General features: G+C 74.3%; 18 protein-coding genes and 3 tRNA genes. 10 read left to right on the top strand and 11 right to left on the bottom strand.

The window, feature by feature from the left end:
• Nucleotides 1-28: 28 nt before the first annotated feature.
• Nucleotides 29-3403, bottom strand: coding sequence for a hypothetical protein (locus ABZO31_RS30465; RefSeq protein WP_406864546.1), 3375 nt, complete (start codon nt 3401-3403; stop codon nt 29-31).
• A gap of 116 nt (nt 3404-3519) precedes the next feature.
• On the opposite strand from ABZO31_RS30465, the gene ABZO31_RS30460 reads away from it, so the two are divergent.
• On the top strand, nt 3520-4359 hold the full coding sequence (locus tag ABZO31_RS30460) for a hypothetical protein (RefSeq protein WP_406864545.1): 840 nt from the start codon (nt 3520-3522) through the stop codon (nt 4357-4359).
• A gap of 71 nt (nt 4360-4430) precedes the next feature.
• Here the strand turns inward: ABZO31_RS30460 and ABZO31_RS30455 are convergent.
• A tRNA-Trp gene (locus tag ABZO31_RS30455) sits at nt 4431-4506 on the bottom strand.
• A 102-nt stretch (nt 4507-4608) separates the two neighbouring features.
• Here ABZO31_RS30455 and ABZO31_RS30450 point away from each other — a divergent pair.
• From ABZO31_RS30450 to ABZO31_RS30440, 3 genes are all read left to right on the top strand, one after another.
• The gene (locus ABZO31_RS30450; protein ID WP_406864543.1) at nt 4609-6012 is read left to right on the top strand and encodes a DUF2201 family putative metallopeptidase; all 1404 of its coding nucleotides are present in this window, start codon (nt 4609-4611) and stop codon (nt 6010-6012) included.
• Nucleotides 6009-7877 carry an AAA family ATPase gene (locus tag ABZO31_RS30445; RefSeq protein WP_406864542.1) on the top strand — a complete coding sequence of 623 codons (1869 nt, stop codon included), beginning with the start codon at nt 6009-6011 and terminating at the stop codon, nt 7875-7877. The genes ABZO31_RS30450 and ABZO31_RS30445 overlap by 4 nt, the downstream gene beginning before the upstream one ends.
• A gap of 114 nt (nt 7878-7991) precedes the next feature.
• Nucleotides 7992-9914: a glycoside hydrolase family 5 protein gene (locus tag ABZO31_RS30440; protein WP_406864541.1), complete on the top strand. Its 1923-nt coding sequence runs from the start codon at nt 7992-7994 to the stop codon at nt 9912-9914.
• A gap of 37 nt (nt 9915-9951) precedes the next feature.
• Here ABZO31_RS30440 and ABZO31_RS30435 read toward each other — a convergent pair whose 3' ends face one another.
• The 5 genes from ABZO31_RS30435 to ABZO31_RS30415 all read right to left on the bottom strand — a co-directional run bounded on the left by ABZO31_RS30435 (nt 9952) and on the right by ABZO31_RS30415 (nt 13257).
• Nucleotides 9952-11169, bottom strand: coding sequence for a ribonuclease inhibitor (locus ABZO31_RS30435; RefSeq protein ID WP_406864540.1), 1218 nt, complete (start codon nt 11167-11169; stop codon nt 9952-9954).
• On the bottom strand, nt 11166-12521 hold the full coding sequence (locus tag ABZO31_RS30430; RefSeq protein ID WP_406864539.1) for an SDR family NAD(P)-dependent oxidoreductase: 1356 nt from the start codon (nt 12519-12521) through the stop codon (nt 11166-11168). The genes ABZO31_RS30435 and ABZO31_RS30430 overlap by 4 nt, the downstream gene beginning before the upstream one ends.
• A gap of 33 nt (nt 12522-12554) precedes the next feature.
• A tRNA-Gly gene (locus ABZO31_RS30425) sits at nt 12555-12627 on the bottom strand.
• A 6-nt stretch (nt 12628-12633) separates the two neighbouring features.
• Nucleotides 12634-12705: transfer RNA gene (locus ABZO31_RS30420), tRNA-Ala, on the bottom strand.
• Between the two features lie 84 nt (nt 12706-12789).
• Nucleotides 12790-13257, bottom strand: a complete 468-nt coding sequence (locus tag ABZO31_RS30415) for an RrF2 family transcriptional regulator (RefSeq protein WP_406864538.1) — start codon at nt 13255-13257, stop codon at nt 12790-12792.
• 192 nt (nt 13258-13449) lie between these two features.
• Here ABZO31_RS30415 and ABZO31_RS30410 point away from each other — a divergent pair, with 192 nt between their 5' ends.
• The 3 genes from ABZO31_RS30410 (at nt 13450) to ABZO31_RS30400 (ending at nt 17511) form a co-directional block, all read left to right on the top strand.
• Nucleotides 13450-16098 carry an FAD/NAD(P)-binding protein gene (locus ABZO31_RS30410; RefSeq protein ID WP_406865529.1) on the top strand — a complete coding sequence of 883 codons (2649 nt, stop codon included), beginning with the start codon at nt 13450-13452 and terminating at the stop codon, nt 16096-16098.
• Nucleotides 16099-16187: 89 nt separating this feature from the next.
• Nucleotides 16188-17153, top strand: coding sequence for a pirin family protein (locus ABZO31_RS30405; protein ID WP_406864537.1), 966 nt, complete (start codon nt 16188-16190; stop codon nt 17151-17153).
• A 7-nt stretch (nt 17154-17160) separates the two neighbouring features.
• Nucleotides 17161-17511, top strand: coding sequence for a hypothetical protein (locus tag ABZO31_RS30400; RefSeq protein ID WP_406864536.1), 351 nt, complete (start codon nt 17161-17163; stop codon nt 17509-17511).
• Nucleotides 17512-17528: 17 nt separating this feature from the next.
• Here ABZO31_RS30400 and ABZO31_RS30395 read toward each other — a convergent pair whose 3' ends face one another.
• The gene (locus ABZO31_RS30395) at nt 17529-17954 is read right to left on the bottom strand and encodes a hypothetical protein (protein WP_406864535.1); all 426 of its coding nucleotides are present in this window, start codon (nt 17952-17954) and stop codon (nt 17529-17531) included.
• A gap of 275 nt (nt 17955-18229) precedes the next feature.
• Here ABZO31_RS30395 and ABZO31_RS30390 point away from each other — a divergent pair, with 275 nt between their 5' ends.
• The 3 genes from ABZO31_RS30390 to ABZO31_RS30380 all read left to right on the top strand — a co-directional run bounded on the left by ABZO31_RS30390 (nt 18230) and on the right by ABZO31_RS30380 (nt 20378).
• On the top strand, nt 18230-18808 hold the full coding sequence (locus tag ABZO31_RS30390; protein ID WP_406864534.1) for a hypothetical protein: 579 nt from the start codon (nt 18230-18232) through the stop codon (nt 18806-18808).
• Nucleotides 18808-19944 carry an N-acetylmuramoyl-L-alanine amidase gene (locus tag ABZO31_RS30385; RefSeq protein WP_406864533.1) on the top strand — a complete coding sequence of 379 codons (1137 nt, stop codon included), beginning with the start codon at nt 18808-18810 and terminating at the stop codon, nt 19942-19944. Before ABZO31_RS30390 ends, ABZO31_RS30385 begins: the two co-directional genes overlap by 1 nt.
• Before the next feature lie 89 nt (nt 19945-20033).
• Complete coding sequence (locus ABZO31_RS30380; protein WP_406864532.1) at nt 20034-20378, top strand: tetratricopeptide repeat protein; 345 nt, start codon at nt 20034-20036, stop codon at nt 20376-20378.
• 50 nt (nt 20379-20428) lie between these two features.
• Here the strand turns inward: ABZO31_RS30380 and ABZO31_RS30375 are convergent, their stop codons facing one another.
• From ABZO31_RS30375 to ABZO31_RS30365, 3 genes are read right to left on the bottom strand one after another with little or no spacing between them, the layout of a single operon-like run.
• Complete coding sequence (locus ABZO31_RS30375) at nt 20429-22006, bottom strand: PE-PGRS family protein (protein ID WP_406864531.1); 1578 nt, start codon at nt 22004-22006, stop codon at nt 20429-20431.
• 36 nt (nt 22007-22042) lie between these two features.
• On the bottom strand, nt 22043-23692 hold the full coding sequence (locus ABZO31_RS30370) for an amidohydrolase (RefSeq protein WP_406864530.1): 1650 nt from the start codon (nt 23690-23692) through the stop codon (nt 22043-22045).
• 30 nt (nt 23693-23722) lie between these two features.
• Nucleotides 23723-25126 carry a purine-cytosine permease family protein gene (locus ABZO31_RS30365; RefSeq protein ID WP_406864529.1) on the bottom strand — a complete coding sequence of 468 codons (1404 nt, stop codon included), beginning with the start codon at nt 25124-25126 and terminating at the stop codon, nt 23723-23725.
• Between the last annotated feature and the right edge of the window lie 63 nt (nt 25127-25189).

Genomic DNA, 25189 nt, shown 5'->3' with positions numbered 1-25189 from the left:
GCCAGTCGTGACACGACGGAGTCCCCCGTCAGCCGTAATGAGAGCCCGTCCGGCAGCGGTGGGCCTCGTCCCGGACCTCCGGGGCGGGGTGGGCGCGCAAAGTGCGCAGGAGGGTGCGCCAGGGGTCGGTCCAGTCGGTGCGTCCGCCGCCGGCGACGGTGAGGACGACGGCCAGGACGCCTTCGGCGTGACCGCCGCTCGCGGCGAGTCGCCGGGCGACGACCAGCAGTGACGCCTCGTCCCCTTCTCGCTGCCGTCCGCCGAGCCGTCGCGTCAGCTCCGTGACGGACCCCGCAAGCCCCATCAGCCGGCCGTCGTGCAGCCGGGCGAGCCGGATCAGCGCGGCGTGCAGCTCCTCGGGTCCGCCGTCCAGATCGAGCGACTGGGCCCACAGCTTGGCGGCCTCGCCCACGGTGGCGTCGTACCCGGCGAGCCGCCCGGCGGTCTCCGCCTGCACGGCGCGGATCTTGTCGCGGACCCCGTGGCGCGCGTACAGCAGGCGCGCCAGGAGCTCGATGCGGTACAGCGCGGGCCGGTCCTCCTCGGTGCCGGCGTCGCTGGGGCCGCCGACCGCCGCGGCGTCGGCCGCGAGGAGGGCGTCCAGCGCCTCGGCGTACGCGGCGCGGGCCGCGGGGACCGCGGGGGCGCCCTGGGCGAGCCCCCGCGCGGCGGTGTACCAGGCGTCCTCCGAGCCGAGGTCGACGACCCCCGCCTTCAGCGCCTCTGCGGCCTCCGGCGACCACGGCATCCACGCGGCGAGCGCCTGGTAGGCCTCCTGCGCCAGTTCCTCGTCGTCGGTGGCGCACACCTCCTCGACGAGCCGGGCGTACGCGGGCCGGTGCGGCTCGGGCAGGTCCGACGGGCCGACGCGCAGGACCGCACGCCGCTGGGCGGTGTGCCCCGAGGCGGCCTCGGTCAGCAGCCGCCGGGCGCGCGGTTCGTCGAAGAGCCGGGCGGCGGCGGCCACGCAGGCCGTCCGGACGTCGCGGTGCTGGTCCGGCCGCCCGTACGCCTCGACGACGAGGTCCGCCGCCTCGGGCCGGGGCAGCCGGGCGGCGACGAGGCGGACGCCCTCCTTGCGGCTGGTCACCTTGGTCCCCGTGGGGGCGAGCAGCGGGCTCAGCAGTACGGAGAGCCGGGACGGCGGCACGTGCCGGGTGGCACGGTCCGCCGCGTACACGGCGACACGCGCCCGGTCGTCCCCCGCGTGGCCGAGCAGCTCGGGCAGCGCGTCGCCGGGGCGGACGGTGTGGGCGAGGGCGGCGAGTGCGGCCTCGGCGACGACCACGGACGGGTCGCCGGTACGGGTACGCACGGCGTCGGCGCCGTCCGGGAGCCCGGCGAGCGGCCGCAGGCCCTCGGCGCGGTCGTACGACGAGAGTGAGGCGTCCGCGACGACGGCTTCCCAGCGGCGGACCGCGGCCCGCTGCTGGCGGCCGGTCCAGCGCCGGGACTCAGGTCCTACCGGGACCGTCCAGCGGGTCGCGGTCCCGAGAAAGCGCCCGTACGGCAGGTCGGCGCCGAGCAGCGGTCCGAGCAGGTCGGTGCGGCGGCCCACGAGCACGTGCAGGACCGCGGGCAGCACGGCGGCCGAGGGCTCGTGGGCGAGCAGCCGTTCCACCCGCGCGTCGCGCTCGGCGGCCGGGGCGAGCCAGAGTCCGACGGCGCTCCGCGCGGTGGCGTCGTCGCCCTCGCGGATCGCGCGCCACAGCAGCTCCTGGAGCTCCGGCAGCGCGGCGGCGCGGGCGTCGAGGGCGCGGGCCAGGGCGAGGACGAGCCCGAAGTCGGCCTTGGCGACGGCCGGTTCGACGAGCGGCCGCAGCGCGTCGAGGAGCAGCGGCTCCCGCCCCGGCGGCAGGTCGTGGCCGAGGCCGGCGAGCCCGGCCTCGCCGGCGATCCGGCAGAGCCGTACGACGGAGCCGAGCGCGACGTCCCGCAGGGCGGGCTCGTCCGCGCGCTCGCGCAGCACGTTCCGGGCCAGGGATCCGAGGGCGCGGCGGCTCTCCGCCGAGAGGTCCGGGGCCTCCGCGGCGTCCGCGGCGACGCGGTCCAGGTGCGGGGCGGCGGGGGCGGCGAGCAGGCGGGGCGGCAGCGCGGCGAGGGCGGTCAGGGCGGCGCGGCGGACGGGGTCCGGCTCGTTGCGCAGCCGGGCCAGGTCGGCGAGGACGGCCGTGACGGCGTCGGGGTCGCCGGAGCGGGCGGCGTTGCGGATCAGCAGGTCCCAGGCGTCGGCCCGCTCCTCCATGACCGGCCCGCGGGCGGCGGCGAGCAGCGGCTCGCGGGCCTCGGAGACCGGCAGGAAGGCCGTGGCCTCCAGGAGCCGTTCGCGGTCCGCGGCGCGGCCCCGGCCGTGCGCGACGACGTCGCGCGCCTCACGCGCCGCGGCCTCCCGGGGCAGCGCTGCCAGGACCTCGGTCGGCGCGAGGCGCCTGGCCCCGGTGCGGCCGTCGACCACGGCCTCGTGGAAGGCAGCCCGCCGGGCGGGCGGATGGGCGGCGATCAGCAGGCCCAGTTCGGCGGGCCAGTCGGCCAGGTCGCGGCCGATCGCGCGCACGACCTCGGGCGGCGCGGTCCGCACGAGGCGGCGCGCGGCCTCGGGGCGGCGCACGACGGGCACGATCGTGCCGCGCACGTCCTCCTGCACCAGCCGTGCCATGCCGACCGGGTCGCCGAGCGCGAGCGTGCACAGGACGTCGTCGAACCTCCAGGGCCGGATGAACGGCGAGTACGCGCCCAGGAACCCGACCACGCGGTGCGGCACCGCCTCGGCGAGGAGGGCGACCACGGACACGTACCGCTTCCACCAGCCGTCCCGCAGCCCGGCGGGCAGCGCGGCGAGCTCCCGCTCGCAGACGTCGGCGACGGCCTGCGGACGGCGTTTGACGAGCGCCGTCCAGCCGGGGACCGCGTGGAACACCTCGGGCAGCAGCCGCCCTACGGTGTCCGGGCCGCAGCCGGGGAGCAGCCGGGCCGCCTCCGCGTCGCCCCAGGCCCGGCGCAGCGGGTCGACCAGCCGGTCGGCGAGCGCGGTGCGCCCCTGGGCGACGACGGCGGCGAGCAGGTCGCGGCGAACGGCCTCGGGCGCGTCGTCGAGCGCCGCGTCGTACGCCTCGTCGGACACGACCGACGGCAGCGCGACGCGCAGCACGTGGCCGCGGACGAACGCGTCGGGATCGCCGAGCCGTTCGCCCAGCCATGCACCGTCGCCGGCGACCGCGGCGACGACCGTCGCGAGGCCGCGCTCGTACGCCCCGCGCCCGTCCAGCTCCCGCAGCAGCTCCGTGACCGCGACACGGTCCATGTCCCGGACCCGGTCGGCGAGTTCACGGGTGCGGAGGTGGTACGGGAGCGGTTCGAGGGTGTCGAGCAGCAGCTCGGCCCGCGCGCGGGAGCCAGAGGTCATGCGCGGATTGTGCCTGGTCACTCCGGGGTTCTCGTAACGGTTTTCGAACCTGGCATGATCGGGCGGACGCCCCGTTCGGGACACGGGGCCGCGTGACGAGGGGAAGGGCGGGGGCCGTGCAACACGACCGCAACACGGACAGGGCACTGGACCTGCTGATCTCCCTGGCCGGCGCGGACGACGCGGAGCGGGTGCGCGAGCGGATCGGCGTGCCGGTCCGTCCGGCGGCGCAGCGGCCGGACCGCTGGTCGGCGGTCCACATGATCGGCGGGGACGCGGTTCCGGTCTCGGCCCGTCTGTGGATGCTGGAGGCCGACGACCCCGAGATCAACGAACTCGTCGTGCTGTCCGGCGGACTGCCCGGCGCCCTGGAGCTGTCCGTCCTCAGGGGCGAGCCGTTCGGCCCCGACGGAGGGCGCGCGCTGCCGCTCAACGGCGCCCTGCGGGGCCGGCCGACGCCGGAGGGGGTCACGCGGTGCGCGCCTGGTGAGGCGGTGCCCGCGCTGCGCGCGGTGTGCAGCATGGGGCAGGGCAAGCGGGCCGCCACCCGGTTGGGCCGCGCGGACTGGACCGCCGTGATCGAGGCGGACGTCGAGGAGCCGTTGCCCGGCTACGCGCGGTGGGCGCTGGCGCTGCGGCCGGACTGCCCCGGGGTGCTGCGGGAGCGGTTCTCGGACCACCCGTCGTACGCGCACCGGATGAGCACCGCCGGCATCGTGGCGAGCCCGGAGGAGTACGTGCGGGAGTGGCGGTGGGCGCTCACGGTGCTCATGGTGCTGGACACCGGGCGCTGGGCGTTCCCGACCCGGATGCCGGAGGCGGAGGCGGTGCTGCGGCCGCTGGTGCTCGGCTCGCTGGGCGGCAACGTCGAGGCCTGGGCCGTACTGGGGCAGCTGCTGCCGACGTTCACCGGGACCGTGCCCGAACTGATCGTCACCGCGGGCGCGATCGCCTGAGCGGAGGGCCTGCAAGGGAGGGTCCGCAGGGCGGAAGGTCCGGAGGCGGAGGGTCCACAGGCTGCCGAAGGGGCGGGGCGGCTGGATTCGAACCAGCGTTTCCCAGTTCTGGAGACCGGTGCGCCTGCCTCTGCGCTACGGCCCCGCCTTGCCGGCGATCCTAGGCGAAACGTCACGCCGAAAACACCTTGGCCCGATGTCGGTGGCCCTTGGTACCAATGGAACTCGAACAGGGGGGGTGCACGCACCATGGCGTACGGGGAGCGCGGGGTACGGCGGCACCATGTCGTCGAGCTGACGGACCGTCGGGCGCTGGAGAGCTGGCGGCCCGCCGACGAGAGGGTGGTGGCCGAGGCGCGGCGGCTGAAGGAGGCCGCGCTGCTCGACTTCGGCCTGTCCGGCTCGGCGGTGGCCTCCTGGCTGTACGCCAAGTGCCACCACCAGATACCGACGACGGCGATCGCCACCGCCGCCGTGGTGGCGAGCGGCGACGGCACCTGTCTGTTGCTGTACAACCCGGAGTTCTTCGTCGACATCGGTCTGGACGGGGTGAAGTTCGTCCTCTTCCACGAGGCACGCCATCTGGTGCACCGGCATCTGTTCGTGGAGCCGGAGCTGCGGGACGACCCGGTGTTCACGCTGGCCGCCGAGGTGTCCATCAACCATGTGGCGATGGTCCGGCTCGGCCGCCGGGAGCTGCCGCGGCAGCAGGACCGGGAGATCGGCATCGACCCGCACCGCATCCACGCCGAGTACCAGCTGGACCTGCGGGCGCACGGCCTGGAGCCGGTGGAGTACCCGGAGTTCGTGGCCACGGACATGTCGGTGTACACGGAGCTCAAGCGGATGGCGCATCCGCCGGTGCCCGCCCCCGTGTGCGTGCACCTGACGGATGCCGGGGTCCCCGCCGACCAGGAGACGGTGGACGCCACGGTCTCCTCGGTGCTGCTCAACACGCTGCTCGCGGCCCGCCGCGGGCACGGGGTGGCCGAGCGGGAGCTCGGCGAGCTGATCGACCGCACGGACGGAGCCGGCGAGCGGGTCACCCGGATGTGGGGCCGGCTCGGCGCGGGGCTGCTGCGCGGGCGGACGGCCCGGACCGAGCGGGTCGACTGGTGGCAGCGCTGGCTGGTGGACGTGGTGGCGTCGAAGCTCCGCGACGGCGAGCGGCTCGTGTACCCGAAGAAGCGGGGCGCGCTGCTCGCGGCGCTCGGGCACGACCCGATGCTGTCGCGGCGCGGCCCGGTGCGGGACAAGGTGCTGGTCATCGCATACGACACCTCCGGCTCCATGCCGCACCAGGTGATCGAGTGGCTGACCCGACTGGTCGGCGGGATCGACGGGGTGGAGGCCCACTGGCTGTCCTTCGACGCGGTGGTGATGCCGTTCAAGCCGGGCGAGCGCGTCTACGGCGGTGGTGGGACGAGCTTCCAGGTCGTGGCGGACTACGTGGAGGGCCGCACGACGATCGACGACCGGCCGTTCGACGTCACGCCCGACGCCGTGATCATGCTCACCGACGGCTACGCCCCGCACATCACCCCGGCCGAGCCCGACAAGTGGATCTGGCTGATCACCGAGGGCGGCCACGACTGGCCCGACACGCACACTCCTCCGATGGCCTGCCATCGCGTCACGACAGGATCGAGATGACTGCCACCCCCGCACCGGCGCCCGTCGCACCGGCGCCCGCCCTCGCCTGGCGGCCCAACGCCACATACCCGGAGCAGCCGAAGGGCTGGACCGGGGTGTCGCGCCTCGAAGCCTTCATCGACGCGATGATCGACATGGGCCAGACCGGGCAGGTCTTCGGCGAGCACGGCATCGGCAAGACCGCCACGTTCTTCTCGCACGTCGCCGAGGCGTACCCGGACGCCGAGCTGGTCTTCGTCCCGGCGGCCAACCTCACCCCGGACGACCTGCTCGCCAACGCTCCGGTGCGGGACCCGGCCACCGGCGAACTGGTGCTGCGCCAGCTGGTGATGAGCCAGCTGAAGCCGGGCCGGCCGTTCGTGCTGCTGATCGACGACTCGCTGCAGGCCGGCGAGTCCATCCAGTCGCAGCTGATGCAGATCGCCTGCAACTGGACGCTCGGCGGCTTCGACCTGCGGGCGCTGGGCTGCATCGGCGTGTTCCTCACCGACAACGAGTCGCTGGCGGAGACGGCGGCGCGCCGCAGCGACCTCGCGATCCTCGACCGGATGGTCACGGTCCGGATCACCGCGAACGACACCGCGTGGCGGTTCAAGCTGGCGGCGAAGTACCGCCGTTGGGACCTCGGCGGGGTGTACCGGGTGTGGGCCTCGCTGAGCCCCACGCTGCGCGAGCTGCTCTCGCCGCGCACCCTGGACCACATCCTGGCCAACGCGCAGGAGGGCTTCCCGCTGCGCTGGGGCCTGCCGCTGGTCAACGGCGAGCGGCTGAAGCTCGCCGAGCCTCGGCCCGACGGGCGGCCGGGACAGAACCGCACCCAGGAGATCCTCGACCGGATGGCCCACGCCCTCGGCGTGCCGAACCCGGGGACGATCCCCGACCCGGTCCGCCGGGTGGTGCGGGCGGCGCTGCGGAACCGGTGGACGGTGCTGCTGCAGGGCCCGCCGGGCTGCGGGAAGACGGAACTGGTCCGGGAGACGGTGCGGGAGGGCCTGGACGGGCGGGAGCCGCTGTACTTCTCGCTGCCGGTGACCAACGTCGAGGACCTCTGCGCGCCGATCCCGACGCGGGACGGCTCGCTGGACAATCTGCTCGCGGCCGCGTTCACCGGCCCGGAGCCGAAGGCGATCGTCTGGGACGAGTACAACCGGCCCAAGGACAAGGCGGCGTTCGCCAAGCTGATGGAGATCACCCAGGAGTGGTCGCTCGCGGGCCGCCCGATCGAGGGGCTCAAGGCCCAGGTCGCCGTGCAGAATCCGCCGTACCACCTGGGCCGCAAGCTGCTGGTGTCGCGGAACAACATCGCCCAGGCGACGCGGTTCACCGCCTCGCTGACCGTGGAGCCCGGGGACATCCCGGCGAACGAGTGGCTGATCCGGAAGTACGGGTCGGTCGCCGAGACGGTGCTCGACTGGTGGAAACACGACATCGACGAGGACGGTCGCGCCTGGATCACCAAGCGGACCCTCGAGCGGCTGATCAAGCTGCACCAGCGGGGGCTGCCGCTGGAGATGGGCACGGTCTACCTCGGCGACGGCGAGTACGCGCCGGTGCCGCTGGCCTCGCTGATCGACCGGCTGAACGACCGGCCGGTGACCGGGCTGCGGGAACTGGCCCGCCAGGTCGACGCCTGGGAGGCCCGGCTGCGCGGCGCGGCCGCCGAGTCGGCGGAGGGCGGCGACGACAGCGACGTGGTGCACCAGATCATCGCCAACGCGGAGCTGTCCCAGCTGAAGAAGCACCGCAAGGCCGTGACCCGGCTGGTGGCCCTGCTGCCGCCGAAGCTGCGCTCGACGTACCTGGTGGGCGCCTCGGAGCAGCACCAGCGTTTCTGGATCGAGGTGTTCACGGCCATGCAGCGGTGAGGGAGGGAGCCGACGACTTGGTTACTTGTGAGTACGAAAGTCTTGTCAACGCCGGTCCGCCACGCGACCATGCTGCGCGCACGGCTCCCACCCCCCTCTCACCTGAAGGGCGTCATGACCAGACCCCTGCCGGCCGTCGCGCTCGCCGTGACCCTCCTGGCCACCGGGGCCACCGCCGCCCCGGCGGCCCCGGCTCCCGCACCCGCTTCCGCACCCGCATCCGCCTCGTCCGCGCCGTCGCCGGCCGGCTCCGCACTCGCGGACAGCTGGCAGCCTCCGCTCAGCACCCGCGGCCGCTACGTCGTGGACGCCGACGGCGACCGCTTCAAGCTCAAGTCCGTGAACTGGCACGGCGCCCAGGGCTCGTACAACGGCTCCGGCGACATCGCCGACCCCGCGAACCACCACGACGCCGAGAAGTCCGACCAGCTGCCGCTCGGTCTCGACCGGGCGCCGATCGGGACGATCCTCGCCGACTTCCACCGGCTCGGCGTCAACAGCATCCGGCTGCCGTTCTCCAACGAGATGCTGCACGACCAGAGGCCGGTCCCCGACACCTCCGTCGCCGCCAACCCGGCCCTCAAGGGCAGGACGCCCCTCCAGGTCTACGACGCGGTGATCGCGGCGAGCACCGCGGAAGGCTTCGCGGTCATCCTCAACAACCACACCATCACCTCCCGTTGGTGCTGCGGCCTCGACGGCAACGAGCGCTGGAACACCAGCCAGTCCACCGCGCAATGGGAGTCCGACTGGCTGTTCCTCGCCGAGCGCTACAAGGGGAACAAGCGCGTCGTCGGCGCCGACCTCTACAACGAGGTCCGCCGGACGGTCATGGACGACGCCAACTGGGGCTGGGGGAACGACCACGACTGGCAGGCCGCCTCCCAGCGCGTCGGCGACCGGCTGCTCACCGAGGCCAACCCCGATCTGCTGGTGATCGTCGAGGGCATCAACTGGCAGGGCATCCCCACCGACCTCACCGAGCACTGGCGGCCCACCCTCGAACCCGCCCGCGAGCTCTCCCACACGCTCGTCGCCTCGGACAAGCTGGTCTACTCCGCCCACTTCTACGGCTACACCGGACCGAACCACACCGGCGCGACCGGTACCGGCGAGACCCACGACTGGCGCTACCAGGAGCTCTCCCGAGAGGAGCTGTTCCACACCCTGACGCGCCAGGCCCTCTTCGTCGCCGAGGACGCCGCGCGCCACTACACCGCGCCCGTCTGGATCAGCGAGTTCGGCATCGGCGCGGACGAGACGAACCCCCAGGGCCGCACCTGGTTCGCGAACTTCGTCGACTACCTCGTCGCGCACGACGCCGACTTCGCGTACTGGCCGGGGGTGGGCTTCACCGGCCACGGACGGTGGAAGCTGCTCGACTACGACGCGCAGGGGCGCCGTTCCGGTGTCTTCGACGGCGACGACTGGCGCGCCCCGCACTGGCAGCGGCTGGTCGACGCCCCCGGCCGGACCGGCGCCGTGCCCGTCGCCGACACCTGGGACCAACTGACCACGGATCACACGGACTTCGTCCAGTCGCTACGGGCTCGCGCGAAGGGCGACTGGGACTCAGGTGCCCGCAAGGCGGCCTGCCCCGACGGTCAGCGGCTCGTCGGCCTCTCCGCCGGCGGCGGACGCGGCCTGTGCACCGACACCGGCGCGCGCGGACTCGCCCGGCCCGGCGGGGCGCTCACCGTCGTGACCGACGAGCGGTATGTCGCCGACGGCGACTGGGCCGGCGGCTACACCAAGTACCAGTGTCCGGCGAACCAGTTCATGATCGGCTACAGCCTCCGCGGCGGGGCCGTGTCCGCCGCACTCTGCGCCGAGGCCGCCCGCGCGCTGCCGAAGACCGGCCGCACCCTGTGGTTCGACCGCGGTGACGACCGGCCCGCCGGATCCCCCGGCGGCGAGTTCGCCCACGGCAACTACAAGGGCCAGTGCGGCAGCGGCGAGTACGTGGCGGGTGTCGCCCACTCCGGCGCGTGGGGCCGGGGGCACAAGCCCGCGGCCCTGCTCTGCCGGACCCTGTAGGGGCCAAAGAGCCAAGGGGCCCGGGTCAGTCAGCCCGTCAGTCCTCGTCCGGCTCCTCGACGGAGGGCGGGGCGGTGCGGTGGACGCTGCGGACGGCAAGGACGTCCGCGGCGACCGCCGGCATCGGCAGGTCCGCGCAGTACGTCTCGAGGCGGCGGCGGATGCTGGTCGCGATGCCTCTGCCGAGCACGTACCGGGTCGGGCTGACGGCCCGGGGCGCGGCGTCGAGGAGCCGGTGCGCCTCGCGGCTGCGCAGGCCCGTGTGGGCGAGGACGAGATGGCCGAGCCGGTGCTCGCGGCCGGTGAGGGTCTCGCCGATCGCGGTCGCGGCGGCAAGGTCGAGGCGGTTGTCGGCGGCGCCGAGGGTGCCGGCGGCGCGGACCCGGCCGAAGTCGAGCAGTTCGACGCCCGCGCCGGCCGCGGCCGCGACGAGCCGGACGGCGGCCTCGGGGCCGATGCCGTTGCTGGCGACGGACAGCCGTGCGGTCCGGCCGTACGGGGCGCGCTCCAGGGCGGCGGCGAGCAGCAGCGCTCCCTCGTCACCCAACCGGGCGGCGGAGACGTACAGTTCGCCGACCGCGCCGGCGGCGAGCAGCGCGGCCAGCGGGGCGGCCCCGGTGCGGCCGAGGGCGTTGCCGCCGACGAAGAGGCGCTCGATGCGGCGGCCGTCGGCGGCGGCCGCGAGCAGTGCCTCGGCGAGCACGGCGAGTCCGGCCGGGTCGAGGCCGGTCTGTACGAGGTCCAGGGTGCGCAGCCCGGACGCGGCGGCGACGAGGTCGGCGGCGGCCCGCCCGCCGGCCGGGCCGAGCGGGTTGCGCTTGAGCCAGACGCCACCGACGACGTGTTCGGAGGCACGCAGACTGTCGGCGATCCGGCAGGCGCCGCCTTCCGTTATTCCATTACAGCCGAGATAGAGGGTCTCGACCCCCGCGCCCGCGGTCCGCTCGGCGACCCCGGCGGCGCCGTCGTCGCCGAGCCCGTCGGTGCCGAGCAGCAGATGCCGTACGCGGCGCGGGCCGGCGGTGTCGCCGAGGGCCTCGGCGATCAGCGCGGCGCCCTCGGGTCCGAGGGCCTGCTTGCACAGGTCGAGCCGTCCGTCGGGCATGGCGGTCCCTGCCGGAAAGTCGAGCCGTCGCTCGGTCGCGGCGCCGCCGCGCAGCCAGTCGAGCAGCGGGCCGAGTTCGGCGACGGACCTCGGCAGCACCTCGGGCACGTCGGCGAAGCCGGGGCGATCCCGCTCGTCCGGTTCGTTCACCACTCCGCCTCCCGGTAGTCCTTCAGGAACACGCCCGAGACCGGCGCGCCCGCCTCGCCGCGCACGATCGGGTCGTACACCCGGGCCGCGCCGTCCACGATGTCCAGAGGGGTGCGGAAGCCGGACTCGGCGATCCGGTTCTTCTTCGGCATCGGGTTCTCGTCGGTGATCCAGCCCGTGTCGACGGCGCACATGTGGACGCCCTGCCGGGCGAGGTCCGCGCCGCTGGTGCGGGTGAGCATGTTGAGCGCGGCCTTGGCCATGTTGGTGTGCGGGTGCCCGGGCATCTTGTGGCGGGCCGCGAACCGGCCCTCGACCGCGGTGACGTTGACGACGTACCGGTTCGGCCGCGGCGAGGCGAGCAGCAGCGGCAGCAGCCGGTCGACGAGCAGCGCCGGGGCGAGCGCGTTGACGAGCTGGGTCTCCAGGAGCTCGGCCGGGTCGAGCGCGCCGAGCCTCGCCGACCAGGAGTTGACCGGGGCGTGGTCGGGCAGCAGACCCGCCTCGTCGGCCTGGTCCAGGACGAGCGCGAGGGCTCCGCCGGCGGTCGGCGCCTCCAGGGCGCGCATCGGCTCGTACCCGGGGGCGTGCCACACGCCCGGCGGGAGGGCGGCCGTCTCGCCGGCGGCGAGCAGCGCGTACGACTCGGGCGGCCGGCGCACGGTCTGGGCGGCGTTGTTGACGAGGATGTCCAGCGGCTGCCCGTCCTCGCGGAGCCGCTCGCACAGGCCGAGGACCTGGCGCGGGTCGCGCAGGTCGACGGCGACGACGGTGAGCCGGTCGAGCCACGTCGCGCTACCGGGCTCGGCGCGGAAGCGGCGCAGGGTGTCGTGCGGGAAGCGGGAGGTGACGAGGAGTTCGGCGCCGTCCCGGAGCATCATCAGCGCCAGCTGGAAGCCGATCTTGACCCTGCCGCCGGTGAGCAGTGCGCGCCGGCCGGTCAGGTCGGTGGTCAGGGAGCGGCGGGCGGTGTTGTCGGCGGCGCAGTCGGGGCAGAGCAGGTGGTAGAAGGCGTCGGCCTGTCGATAGAACGACTTGCAGACGTAGCAGCGCCGGGGCCGCTGGTACTCGCCGCCCGTCCCCTGCTCGGCGGGGGTCAGCGGGGCGTCCTCGCGCCGGGCGAGCGCGCCGGTCGCGGTGGCCGCCACGACGGCGGCGTCGGCCTCGGCCCGGGCCGCGTTGCGGGTCTTGCGGCGGCGGTGCCGGCCGTCGCGGGCGAAGGAGGCGGCGACCTGCTCGGCGCGGAGCCGGACCGGGTCGTCGACGGGCAGGGCGCGCAGCCGGGCGACCGTACGGTCGAAGGCGGCGAGTTCCTCGTCGCTGATGTGCTCCATGTCGCTGAGCTGCTCCATGTCCCGCCCCGCCCCGCTGTCGTGCCGCCCCCGTGGTCCCGGCCGGATTCGAACCGGCGTGTCCCGTCTTGGCAAGACGGTGCGACTGCCTCTGCGCTACAGGACCGGGCTGTCCGGACGGTCGGATTCGAACCGACGTACCCGACTTGCGGAGTCGGTGCGCCTGCCTCTGCGCGACGTCCGGACAGTGCCGGTGATCATATCGTCGGATCGCGCCCGCTCGGCGGGGCGGGTACGTGCGGGCTTCAGGCGGCGAGTACCTGCGGGCTCAGCGCGGCGGATACGTGCGGGGGTCGTCCGTGTACTCCCGGGCCCGCTCCCGTACGAGCTCGGGCAGCTCCCCGGAGGCCAGGTCCGCCAGGGTGGTGCCCTCCAGGACCTGGCGCAGGCTGGTCCGCACGGCGCGCCAGACGTCGGGGAGCGGCGCGGCGGCCCCCGCGTACTCGAGGCCGGTCAGCTTGAGGTCGCGCACGCTGACGAGGGGGCCGTCCATGGCGCGGATGACGTCGGCGAGGGTGATCTCGGCGGGCGGACGGGTCAGCAGATAGCCGCCGTCGGGGCCGCGTTCGCTGCGGACGAGGCGGGCCTGGCGCAGTTCGCTGAGGACGACGAAGAGGAAGCGCACCGGGATGTCCTGGGCGCCCGCGACGTCCTCGGCCTTCCGGGGCCGCTCGGGGGACCGGGCGAGCTCGGCCATGGCCCGTACCGCGTAGTCCGTGCGCGCTGAGATCCTCACCGGCTCAATGTCTCACGAGTGGCGGGAAATGGCGGAAGCGGTGCGGCGGGCTTGTCTCTTCATATTGTTCATCGAGATAGTGAACTTCCTTGCGCACACGTCGTCCCCGCCCCGATCCCGGAGGTTCAGGTGGTTCCCGTGGTTTCCGTGGTTCCCGAAGCTGCTGCGTCGGCCGTGACCGGCCGTCCCGTCGTGGCCGTGGTCGGCGCGGGTGCGGCCGGGGCGCTGGTCGCCGTCCAGCTCTGCGAGACCGCCGCGCGGCGACGGACCCCGCTGGAGCTGGTGCTGATCGACCCGGCGCCGGAGGCGGGGCGCGGGGTCGCGTACGCCACCGAGATTCCGGAGCACCGGCTCAACGTGCCGGTGGGCGGCATGAGTTGTTACCCGGACGATCCCGGCCATTTCCAGCGCTGGCTCTGCCGGCACGGCGAATCGACCGTCACGGCGGGGGATTTCGCGGCGCGGTACCGCTTCGGCTCGTATCTCGCCGACACGCTGGGCCGGGCGATCATCACGGCGCACGGCACCGTGGCGGTGCGCCGGCTGCGGACCACGGCGACGCGGTGCACCGCCGTCGGCGCCGGCTTCGCGCTCGAACTCGGCGACGGCACGTCGCTGAACGCCGACAGCGTGGTCCTGGCGACCGGTCCCGCGCCCGGCACCTCCTCCTGGGCCCCGCCGGAGCTGCGCGCCTCGGACCGGTTCGTCGCCCGGCCCTGGGCGCCCGGCGCGCTGGACGCGGTCGGCGACACCGACGACGTCCTGCTCGTCGGCGCCGGACTCACCGCCGTCGACCTGGCGCTCGTCCTGGACCGGCCCGGCCGCACCGTGCACACCCTGTCCCGCAGCGGCCTCCTCCCCCGGCCGCACGCGGTCGCCCCGCTGCCGCCGGTCCCGGTGCCGGAGGGCCTCGCCGGGCTGCCGCTGGCCCGGCTGCGGGCCGTGCTCCACCGCCACCTGTCCACGTCGATGCGCGACCACGGCGACTGGCGGCCCGCGATGGACGGACTGCGCCCGCACATCGCGGCGCTCTGGGAGGGTCTGAACGACGACGAGCGGGCCGAGTTCCTGGGCCGCGACGCCACCCGCTGGAACGTCCACCGGCACCGGATGGCGCCGACGACCGCCGAGGCGATCGCCCGGATCCGCGCCGCGCGACGGCTGCGGGTGCACGCCGGACGCGTCGCGGGCGTCCGGCCGCTGGACGACGGCAGGCTGGCCGTCGCCCTCGCCGACGGCGAGGAGCTGCGCGTCGGCCGGGTGGTCGACTGCACGGGCCCCGGACTGCGCGCGGACGGTGATCCGCTGTGGGCCGGGCTGCTCGCCGACGGGCTCGCGACGGCCGGCCCGCTGGGCATCGGCGTGGCCACCGACGGCGGGCGGCTGACGGACGTGGCGGGAAGCTCCGCCCGGCCCCTGTTCACGCTCGGCGCGCCCCGGCGCGGCGAGTTGTGGGAGACCACCGCCATCCCCGAGATCCGGGCCCAGGCCCGGGAGGTCGCCGAGGCGGTACTGGCCCCGGTCGCCGCCCGGGTACGGCCGGTCCGGCGCCGGCCCGTCGACCAGTTCGGGCTGCCGCTGTCCACCCACGCGGCGGCCGCGGCGGCGTACCGCTCCGGGCTCGCCCGGGTGGTGACGGTACGGGCCAAGGCGGCGGACTCCTTCGCGCGGGCCGTCGAGCTGGACCCCGGCTTCGCGCTCGGGCACGCGGCCCTGGCCCTGCTCGGGCACGAGTGCGGGGCCGCCGTCGACGTGCCCCGGGCGCTGGCCGACGCGCGGCGCTCCGCGAACGAGCGGGGCGACGAGCGCGAGCGGTCCTTCGTCGAGGTCGTCGCCCGGCGGATCGCCTCGGACGACGGGGACCGGGCGCTGGTCGACCACCTGGACCGCCACCCGGGCGACGCGCTGGCGCTCAGCACCGCCGTGCCGACCATCGCGTTCTCCGGCGTCGGCGACCTCGACGACAACCTGGCGCAGCGGCTGGTGGAGCGGACCGCGTCCGCGTACGAGGGGCACTGGTTCCACACCTCGCTGCGCGCCTTCCTGCTCCAGGAGGAGGGCCGGATCGACGAGGCCGGCGTCCTGGCCCGGGAGGCGCTGGCGGCCGAACCCTCCTCAGGGCACGCGGTGCACGCGCTGGCGCACGTCCACTACGAGTCGGGCGACCACCACGCCGGGCGTGACTGGCTGGACGGCTGGATCTCCGGGCACGGCCGCGGGGCGGTGCACCGGGCCCACTTCTCCTGGCACGTGGCGCTGCACGAGCTGGCCCTGGACGACCCGGAGGCGGTGCGCCGCCGCTGGTTCGCCCAGCTCGCGCCGCGGCGGGTCGAGGGGGTGCGGGCGCTCGTGGACTCGGGCTCGCTGCTGTGGCGGGCGCGGATGTGCCGGAACTGGGCGGGCCGGATGCCGGTCGACAACGTCCTGGACGCGGTCGCCGCGGACCTGGTCGAGCGCCCGGCCACGGCGTTCACGGCCCTGCACAGCGCGGTGGCCCTCACGGCGGCGGGCGACCTGCCGGCCCTGCGCCGCCTGCGCCGTCATGCGGCGGGCGCGGACGAGGTCCAGCGCGAGGTCGTCGCCCCGCTGTGCGCGGCCCTGGAGGCGGTCCTGGAGGAACGCTGGCCGGAGGCGGTGAGCGGCCTGCGCGCCCTCCTGCCCACGCTCCGCCGGGTCGGCGGCAGCGCGGCCCAGCGCGAGGTGGTGGAGGAGACCCTCCTGTACGCCCTGGTCGAGTCCGGGCAGAGCGACGCGGCCCGCCATCTCCTCCAGACCCGCCTGGACCGCCGCGACTCGCCCCTGGACACCCGGCGCCTGGCGGCGCTGGGTGCCGGGTCCTGAACGATGGCCGACCACGACCACGACCGCCCCGCGACCGCCACCGGGCGAAAACGTTCGGCCGACGGCTTCCGGACCATTAGGTTGTGGCCATGAGCAACCTTGACCGTCAGCCCACGCCCAGTGTCTGCGGCGGACGCGGTTTCGTCGTCGCCGAACCCGTACGGGAACTCCTGAGCCCGCGTCACGTCAAGCTCGGCGAGGCGACCGAGGTGCGCCGGCTGCTGCCCAATCTCGGCCGGCGCATGGTCGGCGCGTGGGCGTTCGTCGACCACTACGGTCCCGACGACATCGCGGACGAGCCCGGCATGCAGGTCCCGCCGCATCCGCACATGGGCCTGCAGACCGTCAGCTGGCTGCACGAGGGCGAGGTGCTGCACCGCGACAGCACCGGCAGCCTGCAGACCATCCGCCCCCGCGAGCTGGGCCTGATGACCTCGGGCCGGGCGATCTCGCACTCGGAGGAGAGCCCCCGCACGCACGCCCGCTTCCTGCACGGCGCCCAGCTCTGGGTGGCGCTGCCGGACGCCCACCGGCACGTCGAGCCGCACTTCCAGCACCACGCCACGCTGCCGACGGTCGTCGCCCCGGGCCTGACGGCCACCGTGATCCTGGGCGAACTGGACGGCGCCCGCTCTCCCGGCACCACGTACAGCCCGATCGTCGGCGCGGACCTGGCGCTGGCCGGGGGCACGGAGACCACGCTCCCGCTGGAGCCGGACTTCGAGTACGCGGTCCTCGCCATGTCCGGCGAGGCCCACGTCGACGGCGTCCCGGTCCTCCCCGGCTCGATGCTCTACCTCGGCTGCGGCCGCACCGGACTGCCCCTGCGGGCGGTCTCGGACGCGGGTCTGATGCTGCTCGGCGGCGAGCCGTTCGAGGAGGAGCTGGTGATGTGGTGGAACTTCATCGGCCGCAGCCAGCAGGAGATCGAGCAGGCCCGCGCGGACTGGCAGACCGGCACCCGCTTCGGTGAGGTCAAGGGCTACGACGGCGCCCCGCTGTCCGCCCCCGCGCTCCCGCCGGTCCCGCTGAAGCCGCGCGGCCGGGTGCGCTGAGCCGCGGATGGGGTACGACGTGCACATCACCCGGCGGACCCCGTTCTGGGACGAGGAGGGCGAGGCGATCACGGCCGGTGAATGGGCCGCGGTCGTCGAGGCCGACCCGGAGCTGGCGTTCGCCGGGGCGGCCGTGGCCGCGACCGGGAACGACGAGGCGCTGGTCTGCACGAACCCCCTGCTGGCGTGCATGACCACGCACCCGGAGGCCGGCGGCGAGGGCGCCTGGCTGGATTTCCGGGACGGCACCGTCACCGTCAAGAATCCCGACGCCGTCCTTCTGGTCAAGACGAAAGCCGTCGCCGCCCTGCTCGGTGCGACCGTGCAGGGCGACGACGGTGAGTTCCACCCGCTCTGATCAGGCGGCCGGAACCCTTAGTTGCACGGCGGAACGTACGTGCTCTTGTTCACGATGGTCGTGCCGGCCGAGTTCTTCATCGTGGAGACGGCCCACAGACACACACCGTTCGGGCGGCGGACCGGACCGGCGTAGTACAGGAAGGTGCCCGCGTCGCTGACGCAGCCGGAGTTGTAGCTGTCACAGAGCTTGATGGCCATGTACTTGGACTGGCCGTAGTAGATCCCCTGGGCGACCAGGTTGACGCAGGTGTTGGCACCTTCGTCGTAGTAGTAGGTCTTGGCCGCCAGGCGTCCCGCGGAGTCACGCCATTCGTTCCAGGCGATCACCTCGCCGCTGCAGCCGTTGGCCGCGGCCGCGGGCTGCGCGGGCAGCGCGACCAGGGAACCCACCGCGAGCGCGAACACCGCGAAGAACTGCACGAGTCGTGCGCGAATCGTCATCAGATAACTCCCCAAATTCCCCAAGTAACCGGCGCGCCCGCATCCACACACGGCTCCGGCGCACCCCAATTCCTGCATACCGGGGCGGATTTGTAGTCAGGGTCCTCATGGTTCGTCAACCCTGCGGACAATTCGGTCAGTTGGCGTTCCGCATTGGTGAATCGTCCGTTTTCTGCATCCTGTTGCCAGGCATCGATCCCCTGGTGTAGAACCGGGCGGATTTCCTTCCCGGTGCATTCGCGCCGGAGAAATGCACGCCGAACGAAAGCCTGACGATGCCTACGAGTGAGACCACCGACAGCGAAGGGTCCCCGCGCGACGCGGAGACGACGACCGACGCGTCCACGGCCGACGCGTCCGCCGCCGGCGCGGCCGCTCCCGAGAACGACGACGCCGAGAAGGCGGCGCGGCGCTCCGACCGGCGCGCCGTGGCCGCCATCGCCGGCGTCCTGCTCCTCGTCACCGGCGGACTCGTCGGCTACGGCCTGCTCGACTCCGGCGACGAGCCGGAGAAGCCCGCCGTGCCGACCGCCGCCGTGACGTACGAGGTGCTCGGTTCCGGTACGGCCGACATCTCGTACCTCGGCGAGGGCGAGGCGGCCGAGGCGGGCCGTGCCGATGTCGCGCAGGGCGCGAGCCTGCCCTGGCGGAAGACCGTCCGGGTGCCGCTCGGCAAGCAGCCGATCGTGAACATCATCCTCGGCGCCAAGGGCGGCCAGGCCACCTGCAAGCTCGCCGTCGGCGGCAAGCACGTCCAGCTGTCCACGGCGACCGGCGCGTACGGCCGCGCCACGTGCAGCAGCGAACTCTCCGCTCCCGAAGGCGCGGGCACCACTCCTGGAGGCGAACACTGATGGCGCTCCCCACGCGTCGTACCCCCCTGGCCGCTGCGGCCGCCGCTCTGACGGCCGCGGTCCTGCTCGGCACGCTCGGCCCGGCCTCGCCCGCGTCGTCCGCGGAGCAGGCCGCCCGGCCCGCCGCCGCGGACCGCGGCTCGGTGCACGGCATCGTCCTGCCCGACACCGGCGGCGCGGAGCGGGAGCTGTCCGCCCGCCGGACCGCGCCGTTCAGCATGGTCGGCCTCACCTGGAGCGACCCCCGGGCGCAGCTCGGCGGCACCGCGCAGGTCCGCGTCCGCGACCGCGCCACCGGCGCGTGGTCCGCGTGGCGGGACCTGGAGTCGGACGTCCGCACCCCGGAGACGGGACGGGACAGCACCGCCGCCGGGGTCCGGGCCGGCACCCAGCCGCTGTGGACCGGTCCGTCCGACGGCGTCCAGGCGCGGGTCCGCGGTGCGGAGGGCACGCTGCCGCGCGGGCTCCGGGTCGAGCTGGTGGCCCCGACGGCCGCAGCGCCCACGGCGTCCGGCACGGTGACCGCGGCCAAGACGACGACACCCGCCCCGCAGCCGGTGATCCTGCCGCGTGCGGCGTGGGGCGCCGACGAGTCCCTGGTCAAGGACCCGGCCACGTACTCCAAGGAGACCAAGGTGGTGTTCGTCCACCACACGGCGGGCACCAACACCTACTCCTGCGAGGAGTCCGCCTCGGTCGTGAACGGCATCTTCCTGTACCACGTGCAGAGCCAGGGCTGGAACGACATCGGCTACCAGTTCCTCGTCGACAAGTGCGGCACCGTCTACGAGGGCCGGGCCGGCGGCATCGACAAGCCGGTGATCGGGGCGCAGACGTACGGCTTCAACACCGACACCACCGGCGTGGCCGTGCTCGGCAACTACAACGACGCGACGAGCACCCCCGAGGTGCGCGCCTCCCTCGCCGCGGTCGCCGCCTGGAAGCTGGGTCTGTACGGCTACGACCCGGCGTCGACGGTGGTCATGACGGCCGCCGCGTCGAACGGCAAGTTCACGGCCGGCCAGCAGGTCACGATGAACCGGATATCCGGCCACCGCGACGGCTTCCCGACCGAGTGCCCGGGCAACAACCTCTACGCGGACCTGCCCTCGATCCGCACGCTCGCCGTCCAGTAGCGGAATCTTCGGGCGCTCTCGCCTGTTGAGCGGGGTGCCGGGCCACGAGGGGCCCGGCACCCACGACGACACGAAGAGAGGGAGCGCCGGTGAGCGACACCTACTACGAGTTCGGGACGGCCGCCGAGCGCTGGGACCGGGCACGGATGTTCTTCGAGGCCAAGGAGTACCTGACGGCGGCCCGGATCCTGCGCGGCCTGGTGGACGAGGCGCCGGGGCAGACGGCGCAGCGGCTGCTGCTCGCCCGCTCGTACTACCACTCGGCCCAGCTGGGCCGCGCGGAGACCGAGCTGCGGGCGGTCCTGGACCGCGACCCGGTGGAGCAGTACGCGCACCTGATGCTGGGCCGCACCCTGGAGCGCCAGGGCCGGCCGGCCGAGGCCGCGCCGCACCTGCGGATGGCCGCCGCGATGGCGGGCGAGTTCACCGACTGACCCGAGGGGCGGGGAACGAGGGGGCGGGAGCCGAGGCTCCCGCCCCCTCGTCATGGACCGGCCGCCCCCAGGTCGATCATGCGGTGCATGACCGGGCCGGGGATCGCCGGATTCCGGACCGCCCCCTCCCACGGCCTCCGCGGTTCGCGCAGCAGGCGGACCAGTACCGGCACGGGGAGCGCCGGATGGGCGATCGCCAGGTACCGGACGGCGTCGTCCACGTCGTCCAGCAGCCGGACGGCGGACTCCGGCGAGAGCCGGGGATCCTCCGCCGCCCGCCGCCGCACCTCGTCGTCCGGGTCGAGGGCGAACCGCTCGACCAGCTCGGGCGTCGACCCGGGATCGTCGAGCGCCAGCTGCCGCAGTCTCGGATTCGGGTCGTCGGCGTACCGGAGCAGGCCGGTGCGCGGGAAGTTGGGGTGACTGCGGGGACGACCGGGCTTGGACAAGCTGCCGGTCCACCAGTGCCAGACCTCCAGCAGCATGGCGGCGGGCGCGTCGTCGCAGGACTCGGCGAGGAAGAGCCGTACGACCTTGTCCTCGTCGCGCGCCAGCAGTTCCACGACGTCCGGCGGCAGGTGCTCCGCCCGGGCGACGCTGCTCCGCAGCACCGGATGGACGGAGCGGGCCAGCCGCCGCATCTCCTCGGCGTCGTCGTGCCGGGCCAGCACCCACGGCACGTCGAACCGCAGGCCCTCGTCCTCGTCGTCCCCCATCGCGGCCGCCCGCTGCTCCTCGTCGAGCCCGGGATGCAGGGACGCCTCGTACCGCACGCGGCGCTCGGGGTCCTGGGCGAGCAGCAGGACGAGTTCGGCCTCCAGGCCCGGGTTGCCGGCCAGGGCCAGGCGCACATCCGGGTCCCTGTGCCGGACCAGTTCCCGCGCGGAGTCCCGGTCGAGGCGCGGATTGCCGGCCAGGGCGTGGACCACCTCCCGGTCCTCGTGCCGGGCCAGCGCCATGGCGAGCGCGGGGTCGAGCCGGCAGTGCGCGGCGGCGGCCCGCGGGTCGCACGCCTCGTACACGGAGCGCGGCATCGGGTCGTCCCTGTGGTGAGCGCGCAGGGCGGCCTCGCGGACACCCGCGGCGGGGTCGGCGAGCAGCCCGTTCCGCTCGGCCGGGGTCAGGTGCTCCCACGCCCGGCCGCCGGCCGTGCTCCGCACGCCGGGGTCCGGGTCCGCGGTCAGCCGGGTCAGCAGCCGCAGCGGAAGATCCTCAAGGCGGGCCGCCTCGGCGCGCACGACCGACGCGGGGTCGGCGACCAGGCGCGCGTACATCTCCTCCGTGAACCCGACCTCCCGTCGCCCGGACCGCTCCACGAAGTGGGCGCGGCGGGCGGCCGAGGGCTCGGCGAGGATCAGCGCCGTCCACTGCTCGGCGCTCATCCCCGACCACGGCTCGGCGAGCCGCGCCCGTACGCTCGCGTCGGGGTGCGCGGTCGCCGCAGCGACGACCGCGTCCGACTGCGGGCGCGACAGGAACCCGTCCACGCCGTGGTCGAGCAGCCGTATCAGCACGTCGTCCGGCGCGGCCCGGTTGAAGCCGAGTCCTTCCAGCCAGGCACCGCGGACCCGCCACGGCAGCTCCGGCCCGTCCTCGAACAGCGCGTCCCACGCCTGGTCATACGTCACCGGAGCATCATGCCCGGTGCACGATCCTCCCGGGCATCAGAGCCGGTGCACGATCTCCCCTCCGACCACGACCGTCTCGGCGACCGTGCCGACGACGTCCTCGGCCGGGATCCGCAGGATGTCGCGGGAGAGGACCACGAAGTCCGCCTGCTTGCCCACGGTCAGCGAACCGCGCTCCTTCTCCAGGAAGTTGGCGTAGGCGGAGCCCAGGGTGTACGCCTCCACGGCGGTCGCGACGTCCACCGTCTCCTGCGGCGTCCACGGCTCGCCGCCGCCGAGCGGGCGGCGGGTCACGGCGGACCAGATGCCGATCATCGGGTCCATCTCGGCGACGTTCCAGTCGCTGGAGAAGGCGAGGACCGCGCCGGCGGCGTGCAGGCTGCGCAGCGGCCAGGCCTTGTGCCAGCGGTCGGGTCCGATGTTCTCGGCCCAGTCCTGGCCGGGTCCGGCGATCTCGGGCGCGGCGTGCCGGGGCTGCATGCAGGCGACGACGCCGAGTTCGGCGAAGCGCGGGGTGTCGGCGGGGTCGAGGCACTCGACGTGGACGACCTGGTGCCGGGCGTCGCGGGGGCCGTTGACGGTGCGGGCGTGCGCGACGGAGTCGAGGACCGTACGGATGCCGCGGTCGCCGGTGGCGTGCACGAAGCACTGGAAGCCGCGCGCGTCGAGCCTGGTCAGCAGCTCGGCGAACTCCTCCGCCGGGTAGAACGTCTTGCCGCGGTGGTGGCCGCAGCCGGCGTACGGCTCCAGGAGCGCGGCGGTGCGCGGCTCGACGACGTCGTCGATGTACAGCTTGAGCGGGCCGACCCGCAGCCGGTCGTCGGCGTGCTTCCGGGCCGCTTCCTCGAATGCGTCGAGCTCGGCGTCGCTCGTGCCGCGCGGGTGGAACAGGGCGGCGACGATCCGGGAGCGCAGCCGGCCCTCGGCGCGGGCGCGCTCGAAGAGGGTGAGGTCGTCGAGGGAGTTCTGCGGTTCGACGACGGTGGTGATGCCGAAGCCGATCGCGTCGTCGAGGCTGCGGACGAGCCGGCCGTACTGGCGGTCCGGTGAGGCCCACGGCACGCCGAGCTCGTGCAGCGCGCGGTGGCCGTCGCGGGACAGGCCCTTGACCGCGAAGTCCCGGACGAACCCGGTGGGTTCGCCGGTCTCGGGGTCGGTCTCGGCCTCGCCGAAGGGGACGCTGGTCCGGTCGCGGGTGATGCCGCAGCGGCGCAGTGCGGCGGTGTTGAGCCAGGCGGTGTGCACGTCGTAGCTGAGCACGATCGCGGGGACGTCGCCGGTGGCCGGGTCGAGGTCGGCGGCGCTGGGCATCCGGCCGCCGAGGGCGGAGTAGTCGAACGCCTCGGCCTCGATCCAGGGGGCGTGGGGGTGGGCGGTGTGCCAGGCGCGGATGCGGGCGTGGATCTCGTCGAGGCTGCGGACGCCGGCGAGTTGGACGCAGGCGTCGTCGGAGCCGAGCCGGACGTGGTTGTGGGCGTCGATGAAGCCGGGCAGGACGAGCCGGCCGGCCGCGTCGAGGACCTCGGTGTCCGGGCCGGTCCAGGCGGCCGCGTCGGCGGCGGCGCCGAGCCAGGCGATGCGCCCGTCGCGGACGGCGAGCGCCTCGGCCTCGGGCAGGTCGGGGTCGACGGTGTGGATCCGGGCGTTCGTGAGGACGAGGTCGGCCGGCGGGGTGGTGCGGGGCATCGCGGTGAACTCCTCGGGGCGAGACAGCTGTTACGGGGCGGCGGGCTCGGGGGTGGCGGTCCGGCCCCGGGCGAGGAGCACGTACACGACCGCGGCGACGGGGGCACCGAGCAGGGTGAGGTCCGCGCCGCCGAGCGGGGCGACCAAGGGGCCGGTCCACAGCTCGGAGTCGCAGGTGAGTGCGGCGAAGAGCATTCCGGCGAGCAGTGCCGCCATGCCGGCGGGGTGGTAGCCGGCCCGGTACCAGTAGCCGCCGCCCGCTCCGGTGTGCAGGGCGTCGGCGTCGTACCGGCAGCGCCGCAGCAGCATGTCGGCGAGGAAGACGCCGCCCCAGGGGGCGAAGACGATGATCAGGAGGGAGAGGAACGAGAGCAGCGAGGCGGTGAAGTCGGTGAGGAACAGCGCGCCGAGCGAGCCGGCGGCGGTGACGACGGCGCTGATCACGATGGCCCTGGCGCGGCTCCAGGGGATGCCGAGGACCTGGAGGTTCAGGCTGGAGGAGTAGAGCGTGATGATCGAGTTGGTGACCGAGCCGCCGAGCACGAGGGCCAGGAACAGCGGCTGGAACCAGCCGGGCAGCAGCTTCTCGGCTCCCGCGACCGCGTCGGTCATGTCGGTCTGCGTGGCGGCGGCGACGCCCGCGACGCCGAGGGCGACCGAGGAGAGGAAGCCGCCGAGCGCCCCGCTCCAGGTGACGGCGCGCAGGCTGGTGGTGCGGGGCAGGTAGCGGGTGTAGTCGGCGGGCATCGGCAGGTACGAGAACGGGCCCGCGAGCATGACGACGAAGGCGAGGCTCCAGCCGGAGGCGCCGGGCGCGGCGGCCGGGGCGCCGGTGTCCGCGCCGGGCAGCAGGAAGACCAGGAGCGCAGCGAAGCCGACGGCCAGCGCGTACGCCATCCAGCGCTCGGCGAACTGGACGGTGGCGTGGCCCCACAGGGCGACGGCGAAGGTGAGCGCGAGGGTCACGGCGAGCGCCAGGGCGCGCGGGACGGGGCCGCCGGACCAGCCGAGATCGGCGAAGAACGCCTCGAGGGCGAGGGTGCCGACGACCGTGTTGACGATGGTGTAGCCGATGCTGACGATCCAGTTGAGCAGTCCGGCGGGCCAGTTCCCGCGGACGCCGAAGGCCGCACGGGAGATGACCAGGGTCGCGGTGCCGGTGCGGATGCCGCTGAGGCCGGCGGCGCTGATCGCGAAGAAGGCCAGCCCGCCGATCACGACGACGGCCGTGGCCTGCCAGAAGGAGAGCCCGAAGGCGACGGCGAGGGCGCCGTTGATCACGTAGGTGAAGGTCAGGTTCGAGCCGAACCAGAGCCAGAAGACGTCCTTGGCGCTGCCGTGCCGCTCGTCGTCGGGGATGGGGTCGATGCCGTGGGCCTCGACCTGGAACACCCCGTCCCGATCTGCGGTCGCGACGGTCCGCTCTTCGATCACACCGCGCTCCGTTCCTCGGATCCGGCACCCGGGCCAGATCTTGAATGACGTTCTAAGTGTTAG

Source organism: Streptomyces solicamelliae (assembly GCF_045348655.1).
In the GTDB taxonomy this organism is placed as follows: domain Bacteria; phylum Actinomycetota; class Actinomycetes; order Streptomycetales; family Streptomycetaceae; genus Streptomyces; species Streptomyces solicamelliae.
This window is presented reverse-complemented; position numbering and strand designations above follow the sequence as displayed.